Source organism: Enterococcus sp. PLH-Efm8 (genome assembly GCF_053011625.1).
In genome coordinates this window covers 2269096-2292754 of the sequence record NZ_CP172568.1, presented here as the reverse complement: position 1 = coordinate 2292754, position 23659 = coordinate 2269096, and the positions used below count along the sequence as shown (strand labels likewise).

At 37.9% G+C, this 23659-nt stretch carries 26 protein-coding genes and 1 tRNA gene; 19 read left to right on the top strand and 8 right to left on the bottom strand.

What is annotated here, in order from left to right:
• Positions 1–118: 118 nt before the first annotated feature.
• The gene (locus ACIFUW_RS11340; protein ID WP_002294108.1) at positions 119–1246 is read right to left on the bottom strand and encodes an ABC transporter permease; all 1128 of its coding nucleotides are present in this window, start codon (positions 1244–1246) and stop codon (positions 119–121) included.
• A gap of 2 nt (positions 1247–1248) precedes the next feature.
• Positions 1249–1926, bottom strand: coding sequence for an ATP-binding cassette domain-containing protein (locus ACIFUW_RS11335; RefSeq protein WP_002287251.1), 678 nt, complete (start codon positions 1924–1926; stop codon positions 1249–1251).
• A gap of 263 nt (positions 1927–2189) precedes the next feature.
• On the opposite strand from ACIFUW_RS11335, the gene ACIFUW_RS11330 reads away from it, so the two are divergent.
• The 4 genes from ACIFUW_RS11330 (at position 2190) to ACIFUW_RS11315 (ending at position 7043) form a co-directional block, all read left to right on the top strand.
• On the top strand, positions 2190–3956 hold the full coding sequence (locus ACIFUW_RS11330; RefSeq protein WP_002303600.1) for a PTS mannitol-specific transporter subunit IIBC: 1767 nt from the start codon (positions 2190–2192) through the stop codon (positions 3954–3956).
• 14 nt (positions 3957–3970) lie between these two features.
• On the top strand, positions 3971–4408 hold the full coding sequence (locus ACIFUW_RS11325) for a PTS sugar transporter subunit IIA (RefSeq protein WP_002287247.1): 438 nt from the start codon (positions 3971–3973) through the stop codon (positions 4406–4408).
• A gap of 12 nt (positions 4409–4420) precedes the next feature.
• Positions 4421–5572, top strand: a complete 1152-nt coding sequence (locus ACIFUW_RS11320; protein WP_002287246.1) for a mannitol-1-phosphate 5-dehydrogenase — start codon at positions 4421–4423, stop codon at positions 5570–5572.
• 175 nt (positions 5573–5747) lie between these two features.
• Positions 5748–7043 carry an ISL3-like element ISEfa11 family transposase gene (locus tag ACIFUW_RS11315; protein WP_002297218.1) on the top strand — a complete coding sequence of 432 codons (1296 nt, stop codon included), beginning with the start codon at positions 5748–5750 and terminating at the stop codon, positions 7041–7043.
• Positions 7044–7155: 112 nt separating this feature from the next.
• On the opposite strand, the gene ACIFUW_RS11310 is transcribed toward ACIFUW_RS11315, so the two are convergent.
• From ACIFUW_RS11310 to ACIFUW_RS11300, 3 genes are all read right to left on the bottom strand, one after another.
• Positions 7156–7854: a type 1 glutamine amidotransferase gene (locus tag ACIFUW_RS11310; protein ID WP_002287245.1), complete on the bottom strand. Its 699-nt coding sequence runs from the start codon at positions 7852–7854 to the stop codon at positions 7156–7158.
• Positions 7847–9199 carry a Mur ligase family protein gene (locus ACIFUW_RS11305; protein WP_002287244.1) on the bottom strand — a complete coding sequence of 451 codons (1353 nt, stop codon included), beginning with the start codon at positions 9197–9199 and terminating at the stop codon, positions 7847–7849. Before ACIFUW_RS11305 ends, ACIFUW_RS11310 begins: the two co-directional genes overlap by 8 nt.
• A 222-nt stretch (positions 9200–9421) precedes the next feature.
• Positions 9422–10822 carry a TrkH family potassium uptake protein gene (locus tag ACIFUW_RS11300; RefSeq protein WP_002287243.1) on the bottom strand — a complete coding sequence of 467 codons (1401 nt, stop codon included), beginning with the start codon at positions 10820–10822 and terminating at the stop codon, positions 9422–9424.
• 160 nt (positions 10823–10982) lie between these two features.
• Between ACIFUW_RS11300 and ACIFUW_RS11295 the strand changes: the two genes are divergently transcribed.
• From ACIFUW_RS11295 to lepB, 4 genes are all read left to right on the top strand, one after another.
• Complete coding sequence (locus ACIFUW_RS11295) at positions 10983–11720, top strand: epoxyqueuosine reductase QueH (protein ID WP_002287242.1); 738 nt, start codon at positions 10983–10985, stop codon at positions 11718–11720.
• A 124-nt stretch (positions 11721–11844) separates the two neighbouring features.
• Positions 11845–12324 (top strand): hypothetical protein, encoded by a 480-nt coding sequence (locus ACIFUW_RS11290; RefSeq protein WP_002294107.1) that lies wholly within the window; start codon positions 11845–11847, stop codon positions 12322–12324.
• On the top strand, positions 12321–13088 hold the full coding sequence (locus ACIFUW_RS11285; RefSeq protein WP_002302142.1) for a DUF6681 family protein: 768 nt from the start codon (positions 12321–12323) through the stop codon (positions 13086–13088). The genes ACIFUW_RS11290 and ACIFUW_RS11285 overlap by 4 nt, the downstream gene beginning before the upstream one ends.
• Positions 13089–13317: 229 nt before the next feature.
• Positions 13318–13887, top strand: a complete 570-nt coding sequence (gene lepB / locus ACIFUW_RS11280; protein ID WP_002294105.1) for a signal peptidase I — start codon at positions 13318–13320, stop codon at positions 13885–13887.
• Positions 13888–13990: 103 nt separating this feature from the next.
• Here the strand turns inward: lepB and ACIFUW_RS11275 are convergent, their stop codons facing one another.
• On the bottom strand, positions 13991–14593 hold the full coding sequence (locus tag ACIFUW_RS11275; protein ID WP_002289673.1) for a class I SAM-dependent methyltransferase: 603 nt from the start codon (positions 14591–14593) through the stop codon (positions 13991–13993).
• Positions 14594–14698: 105 nt separating this feature from the next.
• Between ACIFUW_RS11275 and ACIFUW_RS11270 the strand changes: the two genes are divergently transcribed.
• From ACIFUW_RS11270 to upp, 10 genes are all read left to right on the top strand, one after another.
• Positions 14699–14929 (top strand): hypothetical protein, encoded by a 231-nt coding sequence (locus tag ACIFUW_RS11270; RefSeq protein WP_002294104.1) that lies wholly within the window; start codon positions 14699–14701, stop codon positions 14927–14929.
• On the top strand, positions 14920–15168 hold the full coding sequence (locus ACIFUW_RS11265) for a GNAT family N-acetyltransferase (RefSeq protein ID WP_002289674.1): 249 nt from the start codon (positions 14920–14922) through the stop codon (positions 15166–15168). Before ACIFUW_RS11270 ends, ACIFUW_RS11265 begins: the two co-directional genes overlap by 10 nt.
• A 105-nt stretch (positions 15169–15273) precedes the next feature.
• Positions 15274–15858, top strand: a complete 585-nt coding sequence (locus ACIFUW_RS11260) for a thymidine kinase (protein WP_002289675.1) — start codon at positions 15274–15276, stop codon at positions 15856–15858.
• A 2-nt stretch (positions 15859–15860) separates the two neighbouring features.
• On the top strand, positions 15861–16934 hold the full coding sequence (gene prfA / locus ACIFUW_RS11255; protein WP_002289676.1) for a peptide chain release factor 1: 1074 nt from the start codon (positions 15861–15863) through the stop codon (positions 16932–16934).
• Complete coding sequence (gene prmC, locus ACIFUW_RS11250; protein ID WP_002303629.1) at positions 16927–17766, top strand: peptide chain release factor N(5)-glutamine methyltransferase; 840 nt, start codon at positions 16927–16929, stop codon at positions 17764–17766. Before prfA ends, prmC begins: the two co-directional genes overlap by 8 nt.
• Positions 17759–17938: a hypothetical protein gene (locus tag ACIFUW_RS11245; RefSeq protein WP_002300130.1), complete on the top strand. Its 180-nt coding sequence runs from the start codon at positions 17759–17761 to the stop codon at positions 17936–17938. The genes prmC and ACIFUW_RS11245 overlap by 8 nt, the downstream gene beginning before the upstream one ends.
• A 21-nt stretch (positions 17939–17959) precedes the next feature.
• Positions 17960–18985 (top strand): L-threonylcarbamoyladenylate synthase, encoded by a 1026-nt coding sequence (locus ACIFUW_RS11240; protein ID WP_002294101.1) that lies wholly within the window; start codon positions 17960–17962, stop codon positions 18983–18985.
• A gap of 174 nt (positions 18986–19159) precedes the next feature.
• Positions 19160–20404: a serine hydroxymethyltransferase gene (gene glyA / locus ACIFUW_RS11235; RefSeq protein WP_002294099.1), complete on the top strand. Its 1245-nt coding sequence runs from the start codon at positions 19160–19162 to the stop codon at positions 20402–20404.
• Between the two features lie 152 nt (positions 20405–20556).
• The gene (locus tag ACIFUW_RS11230; protein ID WP_002303627.1) at positions 20557–21504 is read left to right on the top strand and encodes an alpha/beta hydrolase; all 948 of its coding nucleotides are present in this window, start codon (positions 20557–20559) and stop codon (positions 21502–21504) included.
• Positions 21505–21637: 133 nt separating this feature from the next.
• Positions 21638–22267 (top strand): uracil phosphoribosyltransferase, encoded by a 630-nt coding sequence (gene upp / locus ACIFUW_RS11225; protein WP_002294095.1) that lies wholly within the window; start codon positions 21638–21640, stop codon positions 22265–22267.
• Between the two features lie 138 nt (positions 22268–22405).
• On the opposite strand, the gene ACIFUW_RS11220 is transcribed toward upp, so the two are convergent.
• Positions 22406–22648, bottom strand: a complete 243-nt coding sequence (locus ACIFUW_RS11220; RefSeq protein WP_002294094.1) for a hypothetical protein — start codon at positions 22646–22648, stop codon at positions 22406–22408.
• Between the two features lie 120 nt (positions 22649–22768).
• On the opposite strand from ACIFUW_RS11220, the gene ACIFUW_RS11215 reads away from it, so the two are divergent.
• Positions 22769–22841 (top strand) — tRNA-Thr (locus tag ACIFUW_RS11215).
• Between the two features lie 118 nt (positions 22842–22959).
• Here ACIFUW_RS11215 and ACIFUW_RS11210 read toward each other — a convergent pair.
• Entirely contained in the window at positions 22960–23598 is a 639-nt protein-coding gene (locus ACIFUW_RS11210) for a CPBP family intramembrane glutamic endopeptidase (RefSeq protein ID WP_002303626.1), read from the bottom strand.
• Positions 23599–23659 lie beyond the last annotated feature (61 nt).

The window sequence follows — 23659 nt, the reverse complement described above, 5'->3', positions numbered from 1 at the left end:
GGGAGGTTCTTATTACTGCGGATGCAAGCTTTTGAAAACTATTTATTCTAGAAAACCGTTTATTTGAAATAGGGGACGGTGACAAGGTTTTTGTCACCGCCCCTATTATTTTTGTGTTTTAATAGCTCTTTTTTATATAGATAGTGCCCATACCTATGAATAATAAAACGATACTCCATATACCAAGTGTCAAGATACCATTCATGAAAGTAACCTGTTCTGAAGCTAGTGGCGAGAAAATATCTCCTCCTATGATCACATTTTGAAAATCAACATAAGAAGTTGGCAAGTAATGACTGATTGATTCTATCCATCCAATCGAAGAAAACAAGCGATACTCTGCTAAGAAAAGACAAAGAAGTGTACCTAAAAGATTGACTAGAGAATGTTCAAATAAAGCAGATAGAAGAAAACTGATTGTACTTAAAAAGAGCACCCACAACAACAGGAACAGAAAGCTCTGGAAAAGATACTCATACATCGGAAGGATTCGTATCTCCTGACCAATGATCGTTCCTACAGGATAACGGAAGTCTCCCAAACCATTTTTGATTATTACTAGTATAGAGACGATCAAAAATGGCATCACGAGACTTAGCATAGCTGCACCATAATAAATGGTAAAACGGATGCTATGTTTCTTTACCATACTATCCGGTAATAGATTGACTAGAGAGATTACCTGCTTTCTTTTTTCATAAGAGATGATGGAAGAAAGAAACAAGGCGGTTATACATAAAATCAAAAAACTAGAAATCATTCCTGAAAAAATATTTTCGTAGTAATTTGCTAAAGGGAGATGCGCTGGCAAGTCAAAAATAGAATATCTTTGGATCTGATGTTCTTTCATATAACGGAGCAACTCGACACGTTTTTGTTGTTCAATGATTGGAATTCCTTGTCTTTGACCAGAAATCAGTCGATCCAGTATATCTTTTTCATAATGATAAGTTGCTTCGACCATTTGCTGGACATTCCCTGTGTTTTTTGCATGTAAGATTGCTTCGATCAGTTTGTTGCTTTTCTCTAAACTTTCCACAAATTCTTTCTCATTCTCATCTTCTTTCAACGTTTCAATCAAACGTTGCATCTCTTCATAGTTATGATTCAGTTCATCGAATTCTGTATAAGCAAGTTTATGATCAAAAAAAAGTGGGAATGCAAAGAGCACGACCAACAATAGAGGAAATAAAAAGTTTACTTTGTTTTTTAGTAAGAGATTGCGTTCAAATGTAAGTAAAGACATAGTTACACCTCATATAATTTACGATAAATAGCTAAAATCTCTTCCATATTTGAGGATTCTGTGACGATTTCTCCATTTTTTAGAAAACATGCTTTAGAACAAATCGATTGGATATTCGCGATAGCGTGGGAAGAAAGAAGAATCGTCTTCCCCTCTTTCTGCCATTGTCTGATGAGGCTATTCAAGATATCAATACTTCCTGGGTCTAATCCGTTCAACGGTTCATCGAATAACATGACAGATGAATCACTGATCAAGTAAGCAGCAAGCAAGACATGTTGTTTCATTCCTAGAGACATTTTTCCAATCGGCAAAGTAAGGTACTCAGTCATCTTCAATCGTTGGAAAACAGTTTGGCATTCTACTTTGCTCTGCCAATAGTATTTGATCAAAGTCAAATAATCAACAGCCGATAGATAGTCGGATAACTGATTCGTTGATTCTAGAAAAAAGAAAGACCGGCGATAATCTGTATAAGCAGTAGGAGAGATGTTGTGAAGGGACAATTGATCATAAGTTGTTGGCAGCAGTTGGGCAATGCCATTCAGCAAAGTTGTTTTGCCAAATCCGTTCGGGGCAATCAAAGCAGCTACTTCTCCTGATTCTACTAAAAGATTCAATTGTCGAATCACACGTTTTTTACCACGTTTCATGTTCATGTTTTTGATCAGTAATGTCATAGATAGGCCTCCAATATAAAATTTAATAACATAATAGAATGGAAAACATCTAAATTAAATGCTAACAAAAGTTATTGTTTGCATATTATAAAAAAATTAAAATAACAGTTTTATTTAAAATTGAAGTTTTCTGATACCGAAATCTTTTTATTTTGCTGACATACTCAAACCTTTGGCACAAAGTTTCGTGCCAAAGTACGACTATTTCTCTTTTTAGTAAGCGGATACAATTAGAGTATCAAAAGGAGAGAGGGAGAGACAAAATGGAACGGACGATTCCCAAAAACAACATTTCGCTAAAAGCGAGGGTACAAAAATTAGGCAGTACTTTATCAAGCATGGTCATGCCAAATATTGGAGCACTGATTGCCTGGGGTGTATTAACGGCTCTATTTATCCCAGATGGTTATTTACCAAATGAGGCTTTGGCTACCATGGTAAGCCCAATGCTAACTTATCTGATTCCTTTATTGATCGGTTATACTGGCGGAAAAGTAATTGCTGGTGACCGCGGATCAGTTGTTGGGGCAATTGCAACGATGGGTGTGATTGTCGGAACAGATATTCCAATGATGCTAGGCGCGATGATCATGGGACCTCTTGGTGGATATGCCATCAAGAAATTTGATCAGCTATTCCAAAAACGGATCAAATCCGGTTTTGAAATGCTAGTCAATAATTTTTCAGCAGGTCTTATCGGTTTTGGATTAGCGTTATTAGGTTTTTCTGCGATTGGTCCAGTTGTCGATGCATTGACTCAAGCAATGGCAAAAGGTGTAGAGATCATTTTATCTGCCCATTTGATTCCATTGACAAGTATTTTTATTGAACCAGCAAAAATCTTATTTTTGAATAATGCAATCAATCATGGGATTTTGACACCATTGGGAACTGAACAAGTAGCAGAGGCTGGAAAATCTATTCTATTCTTGCTTGAAGCAAATCCTGGTCCAGGACTTGGCGTATTACTTGCTTTTACTTTGTTTGGCAAAGGAGCAGCAAAATCTTCAGCACCAGGAGCCATGATCATTCACTTTTTAGGCGGGATCCATGAAATCTATTTTCCTTACGTTATGATGAAACCGTTATTATTCTTATCAGTTATAGGCGGAGGAATGTCAGGAAGTTTCATTTTCCAATTGATGGATGCTGGACTAAGAGCGCCAGCTTCTCCAGGGTCGATCATTGCGATTCTAGCGATGACACCGTTCAATTCTTACCTTCCTGTTATTTTGGGCGTGATTGTTGCCGCAGCTGTTTCGTTTGGTATTTCTGCAGTAATTTTGAAAGCGGATGCGAAAGATACAAATGAAGACTTCGAAAAATCTGTTCAAGAGACAAAGGCAGCTAAGCAAGCTTCCAAAGGTGCCCAAGGTATTCCTCAAGGAGCTACATTCTCTGGCGTACAAAAAATCATTTTTGCTTGTGATGCAGGAATGGGATCAAGTGCGATGGGCGCTTCGATCTTGAGAAAAAAAGTACAGGAAGCAGACTTGCCTCAAACGGTGACCAATCAAGCAATCAGCCAACTGACAGATGACTCGAATACATTGATCGTTACTCAGGTCGAACTACAAGAAAGAGCAAAACAAAAAGCACCGAGCGCGCGTTTTGTCTCAGTAGAAAACTTTTTGAATTCACCTCGATATGATGAAATCATTCAAGAATTAAGCAGCAAGCAGAAAACATCAGTTTCTGAAATTGAGAATGAGCCAGCAGAAGAGTTTCTTTCAGCAAACATCAAACAAATCAAAGAGATTCTACTTGTCCACGATGATCGTTCCGGATCAGCAACAATGGGGATGACCGTGCTCAAAGATATATTAGACAAGAACCATTTAACTATCCCGTTAAGAAAAGTCAATATCCAAGATTTAAAAGATGAACCTGATTCACTGATCGTAGCCAAAGAAAGTTTAGCGGAAAAAGTACAGATGGCTGCACCTCAATCCATTCATTTATCAGTCAACAGCATGGTCAATCCGCAAAAATACGAATCGATTGCACAATATTTGAAACAGACAGCTTAAGGGAGGAAAACAGCATGCAAAGTTTGCCATTCGACATGATCGAGCTCAATCGATCTTTTAAAACCAAAGAAGAAGCGATCCGCTATTGCGGTCAGATGCTTGTAGAAGCAGGGTGCGTTGATGAGGAATATATCGATGCCATGGTAGATAGAGACAAAATGTTATCTGTTTATATGGGGAATTTTATCGCGATTCCTCATGGAACAGATGAAGCAAAAAAATATGTGAAAAAATCCGGCATCTGTGTCGTTCAAGTACCAGATGGTGTAGATTTTGGTACCGAAGAAGAAGAAAAGATTGCGACTGTTTTGTTCGGTATTGCAGGAGTCGGAGATGAGCATTTGCAACTTGTACAGCAAATCGCACTTTATTGCAGTGATATGGACAATGTTGTCCAGCTAGCAGACGCGCTCAGCAAAGAAGAAGTAACGGAAAATCTAGCAATTGCTTAAGGAGAGAGAAAAATGAGAGCAGTACATTTTGGTGCAGGAAATATCGGTCGAGGATTTATTGGAGAGGTTTTGGCAGCTAATGGATTTGAGATTACTTTCGTAGATGTGAATCACACGATCATTGATGCTTTAAATGAAAGAAAAGAATACGAAATCGAATTAGCAGATGAATCAAAAGAAAAAATCACTGTAAAAAATGTCAAAGGAATCAACAATCAAACAAATCCAGAAAAAGTAATCCAAGAAATCGCTGAAGCAGATTTAGTTACTACCGCCATTGGCCCGAATATCTTACCTTTTATTGCTGAGTTGATTGCAAAAGGTATCCAAGAAAGAGAAAAGGAAGGAAGCACAACATCTTTAGATATCATTGCCTGTGAAAATATGATTGGCGGTTCAGCATTTCTAGAAAAAGAAGTGTATAAATATCTTCCGGAAACATCATTTACTGACAAATATATCGGCTTTCCAAATGCAGCAGTCGATCGAATCGTCCCATTACAACACCATGAAGATCCTTTATTCGTCCAAGTGGAACCTTTCAAAGAATGGGTCATTGACGATAGCCAAAGAAAAAATAAAAAAATCCAATTAAAAGGGGTTTTATATGTAGATGATCTAGAACCATATATCGAACGCAAACTATTTAGTGTCAATACTGGTCATGCGACTGTCGCTTATACAGGTGCCTTGTTAGGTTACCAGACCATTGATGAAGCAATGCAAGATGCGTTAGTTGTGGCACAATTAAAATCAGTTTTGCAGGAAACAGGAAGTTTGCTGATTGCCAAATGGGGGTTTGATGCAGAGCAGCATCATGCGTATATTGAAAAAATCATTCATCGCTTCCAAAACAAAAATATCTCTGATGCGATCACACGTGTCGCTCGGACACCATTACGTAAGTTAGGTTATCAAGAAAGATTTACACGTCCAGTGAGAGAACTACAAGAACATAACTTGACTTGCCCACATTTGACGGCAACAATGGGGATTATTTTTAATTACTATGATCCTGAAGATGAACAAAGCCGTCAATTGCATGAAATGAAGATCCATGAAAACTTGGAACAATTGATTCAAGAAGTCACAGGAATCAATGATCCGAAAACAATCGGGAATATCAAGCAAAACGTGAACCGTTATGCCAAGCAAGTCGCTTAAAATAGGATACGAAAAAGGGGAATGTGACGAAATTTTTGTGGCTCTATAATTTATGGGACTGATGAATCAGAATTGATTCTTCAGCCCCATTTTCATTTTAGGTATTAAAAAACATATCGTTCTCTAGTATGATTAAATCACCACAAAATAAACAACTGAGAGGACGATACGCTATATGAATGATTCTATCAAAAAAATGCTGAGAATAACAGAGAAAGATTTGATGATTACAGAGGTCTCTTACGAGACCCTTCAGAAGAAAAAGACGTTGGTCGTCGATGCTGTTCTCTCGCCTACTCCTCGTGCTTGTAGAAGTTGTGGTTCTACTGTGGTAGATGGAAACGGGAAAGCAATTATAGTGAAAAATGGAAAAAAGGAAACGATTGTCCGTTTTGAACAATACAATCATATGCCTTTGGTTATGCGCCTAAAAAAGCAACGCTATACCTGTAAAAACTGTCGCACCCATTGGACGGCTCAAAGTTATTTTGTCCAACCCAGACATTCAATCGCAAATCATGTTAGATATAAAATTGCTTCTTTACTGACTGAAAAAGTATCTTTATCTTTTATTGCGAAAAGCTGTCAGGTATCTTTGACCACCGTTATTCGTACATTGAAAGAGTTTAAAAGCTATTTACCAAAGCAATCTAAGAAGATCCTCCCCAGAGTATTGATGGTTGACGAATTTCGTTCGCATGCTTCCATAGAAGATAAGATGAGCTTTATTTGCGCGGATGGCGAAACAGGAAAATTAATAGATGTTTTGCCTACGCGTAAATTACCTCGATTAACAAGCTATTTCTTAGGTTGTACCAATCCAGAAGAAGTAGAATTCTTGGTGACAGACATGAACGCCGCCTACTTCCAGCTCACCAAACGTGTTCTGCCAAATGCGAAAGTCGTGATTGATCGGTTTCATATTGTCAAACACATGAATCAAGCGTTCAATGAGTTGCGTATCCGTGAAATGAATGAACTTCGTAAAGCCGGACAGAAAAGCCAGGCAGAAAAACTGAAAAAGAACTGGCGCTTTTTGCTAAAAAATCGTGCAAACATCAACCATTATGAATACAAAACATGGAAAAGTTTCCGAGCACCAAAATACCCATTTCTTACTGAAGCAATGATGATTGATCGATTGCTTGAGTTTTCTCCGCCCCTAAAGGAGGCGTATCCCTTTTTTCATGAATTAGTTGAAGCCTTTCGAGACAAAGACCCTGACTTATTTTTCTCCTTATTGGCAGAACTTCCCGAAACGTTAGATGACAGCTTTCGGGAAAAGCTTCAAAACCTTCTGACCTATGAAGAAGGCATCACCAACGCAATGATCTATCCTTATTCCAATGGAAAAATAGAAGCGAAGAATACCCACATAAAGACAATGAAACGAGTATCCTACGGATTTAAATCATTTGAGAACATGAGAATTAGAATCTTTTTGATCAATCAATTAATCAATGTAAGATAACAAAAAATCTGAGCCAGAATGTGGTTCATTCTGACTCAGATTTGATTTTGCACAACTCATCAGTCCTTATTGACAAAGAGCCATTTTTGTCACATTCCCCTTTTTCGAATAACTAGGCTGTTTGTCCTTCAAGATAGGGCAGATCCAATTCTTTACCGTAACGTTGTTCTAAAGCTAGGCGGATCAAACGAGCTGCCAGGTTCTCATTTCTTGCAAGGATAGGTCCATGGAAATAAGAACCGAAGACATTTCGGTAAATGACACCTTCAGATTGGTCTTCACCATTATTTCCTTGACCTTGTACCACTTTCCCCAAAGGTCGTTCACCTTCACCTAAGAAAGTCCGACCATTGTGGTTTTCAAATCCATAATAAGTTTCATTGAATTCTTCGTTATGGATAACGATATCACCGATAAACCGGTTATTTTCCTGACTTAACGTGTAGTGATCCAGTGCACTGATTCCTTGGATCTTTTCTCCATTAGCTCCCATGTAGTAGTGACCTAGCAATTGGTAGCCACCACAAATGGCTAACATGACGCCATCATTTTCGATATAGTTGATCAAAGAATCTTTCTTTTTCTGGATGTCTTTTGAAATGATTAATTGCTCAAAGTCTTGACCACCGCCAAAGAAAACCAAGTCATATTTATCAGCATCAAAAGGTTCATGTATACTAACGATCTCCGTATGGCAAGAAACCCCCATTTTTTCTGCTATATATTTCAACATCAAAAGGTTTCCGTTATCACCATATGTGTTCATCAAATTTCCATAAAGGTGGGCGATATTGAGTTCATAATTAGCCACGGTTCATTCCTCCTTTGATAAATCCTTGAGCAGCTAGTTCTTTACGAAGCTGCAATACAGCAGTGTAAGTAGCTAAAATATAGACATGCTCAGTTGGCAATTCTTTGATTTTTTCGATTACTTCTGGTAATTCTTTTGTTTCTGTCAATTTATTTTCTGGAATCCCGGCAACTTTTAGACGTAAAGTCATATCTGTATGACGGTCTCCTCCAGAAATAACAGCTGGGATATCCATATCGGCAAAGTTTTCAAAATTACCATCCCAAATCCAGCTGACATCGATTCCGTCTGCGTAATTGGCATTTAATAAAGCCACTAAAGAAAATGGATAAGGAGCTAGACCAATCATATCGATTACTTGATTGATACCTACAGGATTTTTGACAAGTACTAATGTACATTTTTTCCCATTGATATTGATGACTTCTTGTCGGCCGAATACTTTCTCGTCATATCCTAAACCTTGTTTGATTTTATCAGGATCGACATTGAAGTACTCTGCCACTGCAGTAGCTGCTAAAGCATTGTAGACATTATACATACCGCCAACTTCGATTCCGTATTCATGACCATCGATCACGAAATCTGCTGACACATTGTCCATCCGTACCATATCAGTTAATCGATAATCCAATTCAGGACGTTTGAAGTCACAATTTGGACAGTAATATTTCCCTAAGTTTGCATAAGTGATCATTTTATAATGCAAGATGTGATGACAATTTGGACATAAGACACCGTCTGTATTGTAATGAGCCATTTGTTCACGATCTTCTTCATGGTCAAAGCCATAATATTTTCTAGGATTGACTGTTTCGATAGAATTGAAGATTGGTGAATCACCGTTACTGATAATCGTTGCATTTGGTGACTTTGCGGCACCGTCTACAATCATTTTATAGGTCGTATAGATTTCTCCATACCGATCCATTTGATCACGGAAAATATTTGTAAATAAGAACAGTTCTGGTTTCATATATTCTGTGACTTTGCTCAAACTTGCTTCATCTATTTCTAGGACAGCAAACTTTTTCTGTCCTTTTTTTGGTTTTGCCTGCAAGAAAGTCGATACAATTCCCTGTACCATATTCGCACCAGTAGGGTTGGTTAGAACTTCATCGAATTGCTGGCGCAAAATATTGACTGTTAAAGCGGTAGTCAATGTTTTACCGTTTGTTCCGGTGACAACGACGACTTGGTAGTCTTTTGCCAAACTATCTAGTATATGTGGATCGACTTTCAGCGCTAGTTTACCTGGTAAACTTGATCCGCCTTTAAAAAAAGTTTTTAATGCCCATTGCGACGTTTTTCCAACTGCAATCGCAAAATGACTGCGTATTCCCATTATGTAACCTCCAAAAACGATTTGCTGACGAATAAATTCAACTAATCATACCATATGTTGAAAAAAAGGTTAAATTGCTTTTCTTATTCTTAAGAAAAGGTTACGGCTGAAAGTGCATGAAATCGGACAAAATCGCATGATTTAACAAAAAAACAGCTTGAAACAAAATGATTGTTTCAAGCTGCTGTGATTTTATTATTCCCTCTTACCTATATTCCCATTTTAACCGATAATAATTTTCTCGCTTGGATATTCATAGCCTAGATCTCGTGTTTCTTTTGGCACGAATAACATCAATGTATATAGCATTCCGATCCGCCCAATAAACATCAGTGTAGCAATCGTGATTTTGCCCACAACAGACAAGTCTCCGGTAATCCCTAAAGATAAACCAGTTGTTCCAAACGCAGAAGTTACTTCGATGATGATCGAGATCAGCGTTTGTTCTTCTGTAGCAGATAAAAAAACGATACAAAAGAAACACATACCAAGAGAAAGCATAAAGACAACGACTGATTTTCGCACATCATCTTGATCGATTCTCCGTCCAAAAATATTGATGTTATCTTCACTTTTGAGGAAGGAATATAGATACAAACCGATGATTGCTACAGTAGTTGTTCGAATCCCGCCGCCTACAGAACTAGGACTGCATCCGATAAACATCAGTAAAGAAAAAATGATCAGTGTTGTGATTTGAAAATCACCCAAATCGTGAATCTGCAGACCAGCATTACGAGTCGTAATCGAATAAAACATCGAATTGATCCATTTGACACTCATATTGGAATCTTGGAATAAATGGTCCTTTTCCAATAGATAAATCAAGACAGTTCCCGAAACAAACAAGATAACAAAAGCTAACACAGCTAATTTGGTAAACAAGGAAAAACGAAACGGAAGCTTCGCATTGGAACGTTTGTATAATAGCCATTCCCGGCACTCCATCAATACAGGAAAACCAATTCCTCCGACAAAAATCAAAAACATGATCAGGATCAAGAAAAAATAGTCATGTGCAAAGGGCTTGATGGAATCCCCAGTGACGTCAAACCCAGAGTTCGTGACAGCCGATATCGCCTGATAAAAACCGTAAAAAACGGCATCACGCCAACGATCAAAATAGCCTCTGTAATAAAAATAAATAGAAAAGAATGTCCCAAAAAGTAATTGAAACCAGATTAAAATAGCAAAAGTGATCCGAATCAGTCGGACGATACCAGACAAACGCGGTTGATTCATATCCGTCATGATCAGCTGTCGCTGTTTCAGTGTGATCCGTCGTTTAGAAAAAATGACAAAAGCAGTAGAAATCATCATGATCCCCAAACCACCAACTTGAAATAATATTTCCAGCAGTATAATACCGTTATCATTGAACACAGAATTGATATCAAAAGTCGATAGTCCAGTCACACTCACTGTACTGATTGCCATGAACAGCATGTCCACAAAAGAAACATGGCTATCTGGTTCGCGAAAAATCGGCATATAAAATAGAACGAGTGATAAGACCGTCATCAATATATAATAAAAAACGATGATTTGGATCGATGAGAAATGATTGGCAGCAAACTTCTGTCCTCGCCGCTGCAGCCTTCGAAAGAATAAATCAACATGCACAGTACTATCCTCCTGACAATAGTCGTTTCTACCAGTATACAAGGGGAATTAGGAATACTCAAAGAAATTATCAAACAGATAACAATACAGCTTTCGATTAAAATAGAAATGGCTTATAATAAGGAAAATCCTAGAAAAAAGAAGGAGGAGGAATAACAAATTGATTAATGCTCAACAAATCGTAGAAAAAATGAAAAATCAAAAAATAAATTATGATACAGTTCTGAAAAAAATGATCATGCAATGGGAGAAAGAAGAAGTAAAGCCTAAGATATTAATACATACATGCTGTGCTCCTTGCAGTACGCACACATTGGAATTCATGTCTCAATATGCAGAGATCACGTTATTTTTTTCAAATTCGAATATTCATCCTAAAAGTGAGTATTTGCGAAGATTACATGAACAAAAACGATTTGTAGACCAATTTAATGAGAAAACTGACCATCATGTTGCGCTAATCGTTGATGAATACCGTCCAAATGAATTCACCAAAATGGTTTTAACAAACCATCTTGAAAACGAAAAAGAAGGTGGTGCTCGCTGCAGTGCATGCTTCAATATGCGATTAGATCTTGTTGCGCAAAAAGCGCAAGAACTAGGATACGATTACTTTGGAAGTGCCCTGACCATCTCGCCAAAGAAAAATGCAGCTTTGATCAATCAGATCGGAATGGATATCCAAAAGATTTACGGGACACAATACTTGCCAAGTGATTTCAAGAAAAACAAAGGCTATGAACGCTCTTTGCAAATGTGCAAAGAGTATGATATTTATCGCCAATGTTATTGTGGTTGCGTGTTCGCTGCCAAGCAGCAAGGATGCGATCTGAAAGAAATCAATCGGGAAGCAAAAGCTTACTTAAAAACATCAACCGTAGTTTTTGAGGAAAATTAAAGAAATCTTTCGGAAAAACGTAAGAAAAAAATAAAGAATTTATGGTAGAAATAAGGTAGACTGTATAATTTGTCCGTAGTAAAGTAAGGAAACAAGAATAAATTTCAATGAAGGAAGAGATAAGATGCGAAAAGTAGCACCTATTTTGAAGCCAATCGCTGTATTAACAATCTCGACGATTGTCGCGACTACTACAGGTATTGTGAATAGTTCCAGCTACCGTGCACCAAGTTCAAGTTCTAGTACTGTAGAAGAAACAACACCAACTACTTCAGTCTCGACATCTGAACCAACAACAACGGAAAGTTTGAATGAAACCACTACGACAAGTACATGGGACGATACAACAACTAGTTCGTCGTATGATGAGACATATACAACTGACAGCTCAAGCGAAACAAGTAATACGGTACCAGATGGCACTCCATCGGATTCAACCAATCCAAGTACAAGTCCGGATACAAGTGCTAGCTCCGAAACGATACCAAGCAGTACGACTGTAGATGATAACACGCAAAATGATGATGCAGCACGTACAGCACAGCAAAACCAAGATTCAGGAAATACCCAAACGTATAACCAGCAAGCAGGTGATTCTCAATGACATTTTTACTAGACCTTATCAACGGGGTGCATAAATTCCTTGGCTATTTAGACATCAGTCCTAAATATCTTAACCGTGGATATACGATTTTAAGTGTGATTCCCACGCTTTATTTATTGAGAATTGTTTATGGACTTTGGCAAAACCAAAACTATCTTCAATTTTTCTTATATGGACTTGCATTTCTAGTGCTTGTTTATTTTACTGTTTTAAATGTATTTTATTACTTTTTAGATAAAAACACGAAAGCCGATGTCACTCAGCTTTTTGTGAAGTATTTACCTGATGAAGCGTTCAACATCCAGACAGAAGAATCGATAGATAATGGAAATTCGATCGATAAAGTGAATACACAAGAGGTCATGGTTTCTTATGACGAAGATTATCAATTGAAATTAGCCGAGAATATGCGGTATTTGATTGGAAATGGTGAGATCAAAACAAATGAACTCGGTCGCATGGATGGATTTCTGGTCGATAGAAATACATTGTATCCTTATTACTATGTCAAGAAAACAGGAGAGAAAGAGTATGTTCTAAATATTGGACGAAGCTACTCGGACATGGAAAAAGTAGGGACCATTCGACTTGACTCAACAGAAGACACATTGGAACCTGTCGGATTGTTCATCGTCGGCGGTGATTTTGTCAAAGACGGGTTACGCTATCATGAGCCTTATCGTCTGAAATTGATTGCAAAAAAGGCACAGTCGCAGGAAGAACCAGTGGTTTATAGTCGTAGCCAAAGAAGAAGACATTCATAATGTGATGAAACGCCGTGTATCAGTGGTTGCGATAAAAACGTTTATTCGGAATAAGGGGGATGTGACACGTCTTTTGTCACGTTCCTTTTTTATATAACGAGAAAGATAAGACGAACACATCACTTATTCTTTCCTTTCATTTATAAACATTGTAGAATAAAGAAAGTACAACGAAGTATTGTGAAAAAACGTAATAAATAACGAGGAAAATACAAGTAGGAGGTAAGCTGTGAAAGAATTTTTGAAAAATTGGGGGATTTTGATCCTTGTATTAGCGGCTATTTTATTAGCTAGAGTGTACGTGTTTACACCAGTTACTGTAAACGGGCATTCGATGGACCCTACATTAAGTGATGGACAACGATTGATTTCATCTAAGATCTCAAACTATGAACGAATGGATATTATTACTACAAAGGAACCGGGGGATGAAGAACGGATGATTGTTAAACGGATCATCGGTATGCCTGGAGATACAGTCAAGATGGAAAATGACCAGTTGACCATTAATGGCAAAAAGTATGATGAACCTTATCTGGATGAGTTCAAAAAAGAATTTTCAGAAGATAAGTTACAAGGAGAATATGCTTATAGCTCAGGATTCCAAGCACAAGCAGAAAGTTCATCCACCTTTACGAGTGACTTTGAATATACTGTGCCAAAAGGAAAGTATCTTGTTCTAGGCGATAACCGCTTGATTTCAAAAGACAGCCGAATGTTTGGGTTAGTCGACAAAGATATGATCCAAGGAAAAGTTGTTTTCCGTTATTGGCCTCTTTCAGAAATTAAAATCATGTGATGAAAAAATAAAAAGAAGCTGTGACATGTTTTTTGTCACAGCTTCTTTTTCCGAAAATTCCTTCTTATTTCTTGGAGTTGCTCACTTTTTTTGCAATCTCATTTTAAGCTTTTTGGCTGATGGATAAGAAAAGCGAAGCGTTTTTGTTCATAAATAGCTTTTCCCCACGATGGAAGGTATGACTAGTAGCAGAGACAAAGCCCGTTTTTTCCAATCGATTATTCAATTCTTCTTGGCTAAAGCCATTATGGACTTTCGGATGACTAATTTGTTCATTCTTGTCAAAGTCTACGATGATCAATTGACCGCCAGGAGCTAAAATTTCATAAAGTTTTGTAAGAATATTCTCCGTATCAGGAATGTGTAAAAGTACAAGTGATAGAAGGATGAGATTAGCTTGGACAGCAGGAAATTCGACAGAAGCATCAGCGTGGATCGTTCGGACATTTTTCAGATCTGCTGCTTGGATCTTTTCTTCTGCCATTTTCAGCATAGTTTCTGAAGCATCGGCAATGATCAGTTCTTTGAATCTTTCCGCAAGCGGTAAACTAACAAGCCCAGTTCCGCCTCCGTAATCCAGCAGGACTTTTTGGTGGCTGTCGCGCGGTAGATAAGTAGTTAGTTCTTCGCGAATAATCTTGGCTAATGCTTGACGGTCAGGGGAATCATAATGGTTAGCGATGGAATCAAAAATATTTTTTGTCATCAAATAGCTCCTTACGTAAAACTTTGAAATTTTAACTTATTATAGCACGTGAAAAGAAAGAAAGCATGCTATACTCAATTCAAAAAGGGAGAATCTAGAAAGAATATGCCGATATCGTTTGTAAAAGATAGAGAGGAAAAAGGAAAGTGTGTCCGAGAAATATTACTAGACTTGCCTGAGTGGTTTGGGCTTCCTGAATCAACGGAAAAATATATCGAGGAATCAAGTAAACTACCTTTATGGTGTGAAAAAAGAAAAGAAGAATATTTAGGCTTTATCACTCTTTCACAGACAAGTGAAGATACTGCCGAAATCTATTCTATTGTATGGGAATAAAAAAAGACTATCATCACCAAGGATTAGGAACAAAACTTTTTAAAGAAGCAGAAGGTTACGCAGCAAAACATTACAAATATTTGCAAGTGAAGACTGTAGACGAGGGGCACTACTCTATATATGATCAAACTATTTGTTTCTACGAATCATTAGGATTTTCAAGGTTGGAAGTTTTTCCAAATTTATGGGATGAATGGAACCCATGTTTAGTTCTTGTCAAAAAATTGGAACAAAAGTGAGCAATAGATTTAATACTAATCTGTGCTTGATGAAAATTCTCACTGTAAAAAATGCTGAAAATCAAGTATAATACCATAGGAACAAACTGGAAGGTGAAAAAGAGCATGGCACAACTATTTTTTAAGTATGGCGCAATGAATAGCGGCAAGACGATCGAGATCCTAAAAGTCGCACATAATTATGAAGAACAAAATAAGCCAGTTGTCTTAATGACAAGCGGTATTGATACAAGAGATGGTTTAGGCGTTGTTTCAAGCCGAATCGGACTGAAACGTAATGCGATGCCGATATTTGAAGAAACAGACGTATTTGACGTAATTCAGAAAATGGAAAGCAAACCCTATTGTGTGCTGATCGATGAAGCGCAATTCTTAAAAAAGAAACATGTCATTGCTTTTACGAGAATTGTGGACGAATTGGATATTCCGGTTATGGCATTTGGTTTGAAAAATGATTTTCGAAACGAGTTATTTGAAGGATCAAAATATTTATTGCTTTATGCAGACAAAATCGAAGAAATGAAAACAATCTGTTGGTTCTGCCACAAAAAAGCAATCATGAATTTACATTATATTGATGGAAACCCTGTTTATGAAGGCGATCAAGTGCAAATTGGCGGAAATGAAGCTTATTACCCCGTTTGTCGAAAACATTACTTTCACCCATCAATGATTACAGAAGGAGAATAAGCATGTACGATCAATTACAAGCAATTGAAGACCGTTATGAAGAGCTTGGAGAACTTTTAAGTGACCCAGAAGTGATTTCTGATACAAAGCGTTTTATGCAGCTTTCAAAAGAAGAAGCAAACACGCGCGAAACAGTCGAAGTTTATCGTCGTTATAAAGAAGTAGTACAAGGAATCACCGATACAGAAGAACTGCTTGGTGAAAAACTGGATGATGAAATGGCTGAACTAGCAAAAGAAGAATTATCTGAATTAAAAAAAGAAAAAGAAGTCTTAGAAGAAAAAATCAAGATCTTGCTTTTACCAAAAGATCCAAATGACGATAAAAATATCATCATGGAAATCCGTGGAGCAGCAGGCGGAGACGAAGCAGCATTATTCGCTGGCGATCTTTTCAATATGTACCAAAAGTATGCTGAAGCACAAGGCTGGAAAACAGAAGTGATGGAAGCTAACGTTACCGGAATCGGTGGATATAAAGAAGTGATCATGATGATCACCGGAGACAACGTATATTCGAAATTAAAATATGAAAGTGGTGCGCACCGCGTCCAGCGTGTTCCTTCAACTGAATCGCAAGGGCGTATCCATACTTCCACCGCAACAGTTGTCGTGATGCCAGAAGCTGAAGAAGTAGAGATCGATATTGAAGACAAAGATATCCGTACAGATATCTATCATGCTTCAGGTGCTGGCGGACAGCACGTCAATAAAACAGCATCTGCTGTACGTTTGACTCACTTACCAACAGGGATCGTTGTTGCTATGCAAGATGAACGTTCTCAAATCAAGAACCGTGAAAAAGCAATGAAAATCTTGCGTGCTCGTGTGTACGATAAGATCCAGCAAGAAGCACAAAGCGAGTATGATGCCAATCGAAAATCAGCAGTCGGAACTGGGGATCGTTCAGAACGGATCCGGACGTATAATTTCCCGCAAAATCGTGTGACTGATCATCGTATCGGATTAACTATCCAAAAATTAGATCAGATTTTAGCAGGGAAATTAGATGAGATCGTTGATGCATTGATCATGTATGATCAAACATCAAAACTGGAAGCTATGCAAAATGGGTAAAATGACCTATCGAGAAGTCCTGTCACGGGCTTCTTCTTTTTTAGAGGATCATGGGAAAGAAGCATATAGTATCCAATTTTTATTTTTGGAACGAAAACAATGGAAAAAACTTGATTGGCTCCTTCATATGAACGAAGAGATTTCAGAAGAAGAACAGCGGTTGATCGAAACCGATCTGCGACTTCTGCTTGCAGATCATCCACCTCAGTATTTGCTAGGATATGCAGATTTTTATGATCATCGGTTAAAGGTAACTGAAGCAACACTGATCCCTCGACCAGAAACAGAGGAGTTAGTCGAATGGTGTTTAGACGAGACGCCTGGTGTACCGTTAGAAGTGATAGATATTGGGACAGGGACTGGAGCAATTGCTATTAGTTTGAAAGCAGCAAGAAAAAATTGGCATATATCTGCTGTGGATCTTTCAGAAGAAGCATTAGAAGTAGCGAAAGAAAATGCTCAGAAAGAAGGAACGAAAATCAGTTTTTATCATGGAGATACATTAGGACCAGTAATGGATCAGCAATTTGATGTGATTATTTCTAATCCGCCGTACATCAGTCGGAATGAATGGGAACTGATGGATGAAAGTGTCCGGTCATTCGAACCTAAAATGGCCCTTTTTGCTGAGAACGATGGATTAGCTATTTATGAAAAAATAGCAGTTGAAGCACCAAGCGTACTAAAATCAAATGGAAAGATTTTTTTAGAAATCGGATTTCGCCAAGGTGAAGCAGTAAAAAAAATATTTCAGCAAGCATTTCCAGATAAAAAAGTGGCGATAAAAAAGGATCTTTTTGGCAATGAACGAATGATCCAAGTTTATGGTTGAAGTTGTGGATGAAAAATTTTTTATTTGTTTTTTTATTATAAAAAAACACTTATTTGACAAGGATGTAAACGACTTTTTGGTTTATCAACAAGTTTATCCACTATTGACAAATAGATTATCCACAAACAGTGGAAAACTTGAGGATAAACTCAGACAAAATAAGAATGTATGAAAAAGGGGTTGTGGATAAACTGTGGAAACGAAACGATATGATGAAACAGAATTGCAAGAGGCAGCCGAAGCACTGAAAGAAGGAGAACTTGTTGCTTTTCCTACCGAAACAGTATACGGATTGGGCGCCAACGCTCTTTTACCAAACGCTGTCAAGAAAGTGTTTTCTGTAAAAGGGAGACCGCAAGATAATCCATTAATCGTCCATGTCGCCTCTTTTGAACAAGTAAAAGAGTATGTGGACAACTTTCATCCGGCAGCAGAGAAGATTGTGAAGAACTTCTGGCCTGGACCATTAACTTTGATATTTAAGATCAAAAAAGACACTTTGCCCTCAGTTGTGACGGGAGGATTATCCACAGCTGCATTTCGTATACCGGATAACAAAAAAACACTAGAAGTAATCGAACTTTCCGGTGTTCCGCTTGTCGGTCCAAGTGCAAATACGTCGGGAAAACCAAGTCCAACGACTGCAGATCATGTATATCATGATCTACAAGGAAAAATTACCGGGATTATTGATGATGGAGCTACGCGAATTGGTGTAGAATCCACTGTTCTTGATTTAAGTGATCCAACAGCCATGCCTATGATTTTACGACCAGGTGCAGTAACGAAAGAACAAATCGAAGCAGTCATCGAATCTCCTGTTGCTATTGATCAGCATCTTGTAAAAGAAAATGAAACACCAAAAGCCCCTGGGATGAAATACAAACACTACTCACCCGATACACGTGTTCTGATGGTCAGAGATGGCGATTGGTCAACTGCAGTTCAATGGGCAAAAAATAAGAAGATCCGTGCAGGTGTCATAGCAAGCCCCGAAATTGCGGATCAAGTGCGGACAGATACTGCAGCTGTTTATATGTATAACGACAACTCAGTAGAAGCGGCGGCTAAAGGATTGTTTGCAGGTCTAAGAGGATTAGATGAACCAACACTTGGATTAGATTTGATTTTTGTACAAGTGTATCCAGAAACTGGATTGGGGAATGCTTACATGAATCGCTTGAAAAAAGCAGCAGGACAAAATTATTTTGAAAAATGATCAATTGGTTATTGTCGCATTCTTTTAGTATGATACAATGCTATCAAGTAAATCTTCTATCAGTGAACGAAAAACTAAGCGTAACTAATCGTAATAGAAGAGATACGAATATTTGGCAATTTGTTTTTGATGGGAAAAATAAAATTGTAGGAAAATAAAAAGGAGCTGTTGTTTGTGGTAGATTACAAAACGTTTGACCCTGATCTTTGGGCTGCGATCGCCAAAGAAGAAGAAAGACAAGAACATAATTTGGAGCTGATTGCCTCTGAAAACTTTGTCTCCGAAGCAGTGATGGCTGCACAAGGAAGTATCTTGACAAATAAATACGCAGAAGGTTATCCAGGGCATCGCTATTATGGTGGGTGTGAATTTGTCGATATCGTTGAAAATTTAGCGATTGACCGTGCAAAAGAATTATTCGGAGCGAAATTTGCGAACGTCCAGCCTCACTCCGGCTCTCAAGCCAACACGGCTGCTTATCTCGCTTTGGTAGAACCAGGGGACACGATCTTAGGAATGGATCTTTCCGCAGGCGGACATCTAACACATGGATCACCAGTCAACTTCAGTGGCAAAACCTATCACTTTGTTGCTTACGGTGTTGATCCGACAACAGAAGTTATTGATTATAATGTGGTACGTATTTTAGCTAGAAAACATCAACCAAAATTGATCGTAGCAGGTGCCAGTGCTTACGGACGAACGATCGACTTTGCGAAATTCAGAGAAATCGCAGATGAAGTAGGCGCAAAACTGATGGTAGATATGGCACATATCGCAGGATTAGTAGCAGCAGGACTTCATCCTAATCCAGTTCCTTATGCAGATATCACAACGACTACCACTCATAAAACATTGCGTGGCCCTCGAGGCGGCATGATTTTGACAAACGATGAAGCATTAGCAAAAAAAATAAATAGTGCGGTATTTCCTGGTATTCAAGGCGGCCCTCTAGAGCATGTGATTGCGGGTAAAGCAGTAGCATTCAAAGAAGCATTAGATCCTGCATTTAAAGAATATAGTGAACAAATCATCGCCAATGCAAAAGCAATGGTCAAAGTTTTCAATCAAGCAATTGGAACCAGAGTCATTTCAGGGGCGACAGATAATCATCTGATGTTGATCGATGTTCGCGAGTTAGGTATAAATGGAAAAGAAGCAGAGAGCATTTTGGACAGTGTGAATATCACTGTAAATAAAAACTCGATTCCTTTTGAAACACTAAGTCCATTCAAAACAAGCGGTATTCGAATCGGCACGCCAGCAATCACTACTCGCGGGTTCAAAGAAGAAGATGCTGTAAAAGTGGCTGAACTAGTTGTCAAAGCATTACAAGCAAAAGATGATAACGCTCAACTAGACGAAGTCAAAACAGGTGTACGCGAATTAACTGAAAAATTTCCGTTGCATAAAAAATAAAAATTTAAATTCCATTAGTAAACAGAAAAGTTCAATGTTGGGCTTTTCTGTTTATTTTTTGGGAAAACGGATTCTTTGACAATATCGGTGATGCTCTCTAGTATATGAGGTGTAATTTTAGTCTTCACACTAAATCTCAGGGAGGAAAAGTCATGACTGATCGTATCTCGTTAGAAAAGGAAGCAGTAGCATTCAGTGATGCAAATGCGCCTCATCCGCGTATCTATGAACTAGCACCGGAAGAAGGAAGAGTTTTACTAGAAGAAGTACAAGAATCACCTGTGAACAAATATTCCGTCGATATTGAAGACTTGATGGTGGATACTGGCGAATGGGGAAAACTCAATATTCGTCTCGTACGACCAGAAGGGAATATGGATAAATTACCAGTTATTTTTTATATTCATGGAGCAGGCTGGGTTTTTGGCAGTGCTCAAACCCATGATAAATTGATCAGAGAACTTGCGGTTCGTACGAATTCCGTCGTTGTCTTTCCAGAATATAGTCGATCACCAGAAGCAAAATATCCAACAGCAATTGAACAAAATTATGCTGTGTTGCAACAGCTGAATAAATTAGCCAAGTCAAAAAATCTGGATCTCGAGAATCTAATCGTTGCAGGAGATTCAGTAGGTGGTAACATGGCTACAGTCATGACGATCTTAACAAAAGAACGAAAGGGCCTCCCAATATCCAAGCAATTGCTGTATTATCCAGTCACAAACGCTGATTTTGATACAGATTCCTATCATGAATTCGGAGAAAACTATTTTTTGACAAGAGAAGGAATGATGTGGTTTTGGGACCAATATACGACGAATGAAGAAGAGCGTGCTGAAATCACAGCTTCGCCTTTGAGAGCAAATATAAATGAACTAAATGATCTTCCTTCAGCAATGATTTTAACGGGAGAAGCGGATGTATTAAGAGATGAAGGTGAGGCTTATGCGCGCAAACTTCGTGATGCAGGGGTTCCTGTTACACAAGTACGCTTCCAAGGAATCATCCATGATTTTGTCATGGTAAATGCTATGGATCAGACAAAGGCAACGCGTGCAGCAATGGCATTATCTACTTCTTGGATCAAGAAAAAAGAATAAGCTTTGCTTGTCCGCAGGAAAACTTCTTTTCAAAAACGGATTTTCTTAGGAAAAATGGCGAGTTTGACTAGTCAATCACTTGATTTTGTTTTACAATTAAAAAGAAACGACAGAACAAAGGAGAGCTTAAAAAATGGGCAAATTTCAAGTGATCGATCATCCATTGATTCAACACAAACTAACTATTATTCGGGACAAAAACTGCGGAACAAAGGTTTTTCGTGAAGTAGTCGATGAAATCGCTATGTTGATGGCATATGAAGTATCACGGGATATGCCATTGGAAGACATCGTGATCGAAACACCGATCACTGAAACAACACAAAAAACGTTGTCTGGTAAAAAAGTAGCGATTATTCCAATCTTGCGCGCAGGTATTGGAATGGTTGACGGTATCTTGGAATTGATTCCAGCTGCTAAAGTGGGACATATCGGTCTTTATCGAGATGAAGAAACATTGGAACCACATGAATATTTCGTCAAACTTCCAGAAGACATTGATGCACGTCAGTTGTTTGTAGTAGATCCAATGTTGGCAACAGGCGGATCAGCAATCATGGCAATCGATGCATTGAAAGAACGTGGCGCGTCGAACATTAAATTTGTTTGTTTGGTAGCAGCACCTGAGGGAGTAAAAGCTTTGCAAGAAGCGCATCCTGATATTGACATCTATACAGCTTCTCTAGATGAAAAATTGAATGAACATGGTTATATCGTTCCTGGACTAGGGGATGCGGGTGACCGTTTGTTTGGTACAAAATAAGTAAATACGAAAAAGGGTGTGACACAACTTTTGTCACATCCTTTTTTGGTCATTTTTAACGTTTGATGCAGAACAGCTTTTTCACAGCTTTCGTTTGCATATAAAAAAACCATCCCAAAAATGCAGAGATGGTCAAATTCAAATCTTTTTTAGTTCTTTGTAGTTAACGATTACTACACCCTTACTTTGCGTCATCAAGTTCGCATTTTCTGCAGTTTCATCAATCTCAACAACAGCGGAATTTTTCAATTGCTTTGAAATCGTTCCAGTTTGCGACTTGCCGTGAATTGTGAACATTACGTGAGTATTGATCTTGAATTTTTCACCAATTTCCGATGGTACGATAGTTGTATCAAATTTTCCAAAAGTTGCCATTTTCATAAAACCTGCCTTTCACATCAATTATACCACGTTTTATGAAAAATATCATGAAATTAAACTAATTTTCCATCGGACTCTTTACAATCAGCCAAATAGAGTATATAATTTCTTTTGGATAAGGCCAGCTTAGCTCAGTTGGTAGAGCAACGCACTCGTAACGCGTAGGTCGTAGGTTCGATCCCTATAGCTGGCATTAAAAGAGAAGACAGATATATCAAGGATTTTTAATCCATTGATACATCTGTCTTTTTGTTTAAAGGAAATAAAGTATGCTTTCTTAGCAATAGAGCATGTATTATTTCTATAAAAATTTAGGAGAATAAAACGACTAGCAATATAGCTGTGAAATCAAATATCACATGAACTGCCCAACTTGTAATGATCGAGTTGCTTTTAATGGCAGCTTGGTTGAATAACAATCTTGCCACCCCTTGTATCAAAAGGATGTGTGCTACAGTGTGTAAAATATTTCCATTATCATAAGTACTGTAATGGATAAATCCAAAGATGATTGCTGACAAGAAACTAGCGACAGGAATGCTGAACTTACTAGAAAAAATAGCGAGAAAATACACTGAGAACAATTCTTCTCCAAGTATCATGATAGGCAAAATAATAAATAATAACGGGCTGAAAGCCTCATTTATTGGATTGCCTGTTAAACCCCATTTCAAAATTTGTTGCAAAAATACCGAGACTGCGGCACTGATTACTACATTGATAAAAAAATATTTGGCTATATTTTTGACAGGAGCGACAGGTTTCGAGAACATTTTTTTCGTATCTTTTTTACCAAAAACAAGTGTAAATGCTATAAATCCAGTGATAGTTAAAGAAAAAATGCTAATAATGGATGGCGCAAATAGCAACCCTAACAAACCGAGTACAACGACAATAGTGCCCAATATCCCTTTTTTAAGTTCTATTTTTTTTCCTAAAATGTTATTCATGATAATAACTCCTACTATTCAGTTTTTGAAGATAGAGTCAGTATACATGAAGAGTTAAAAT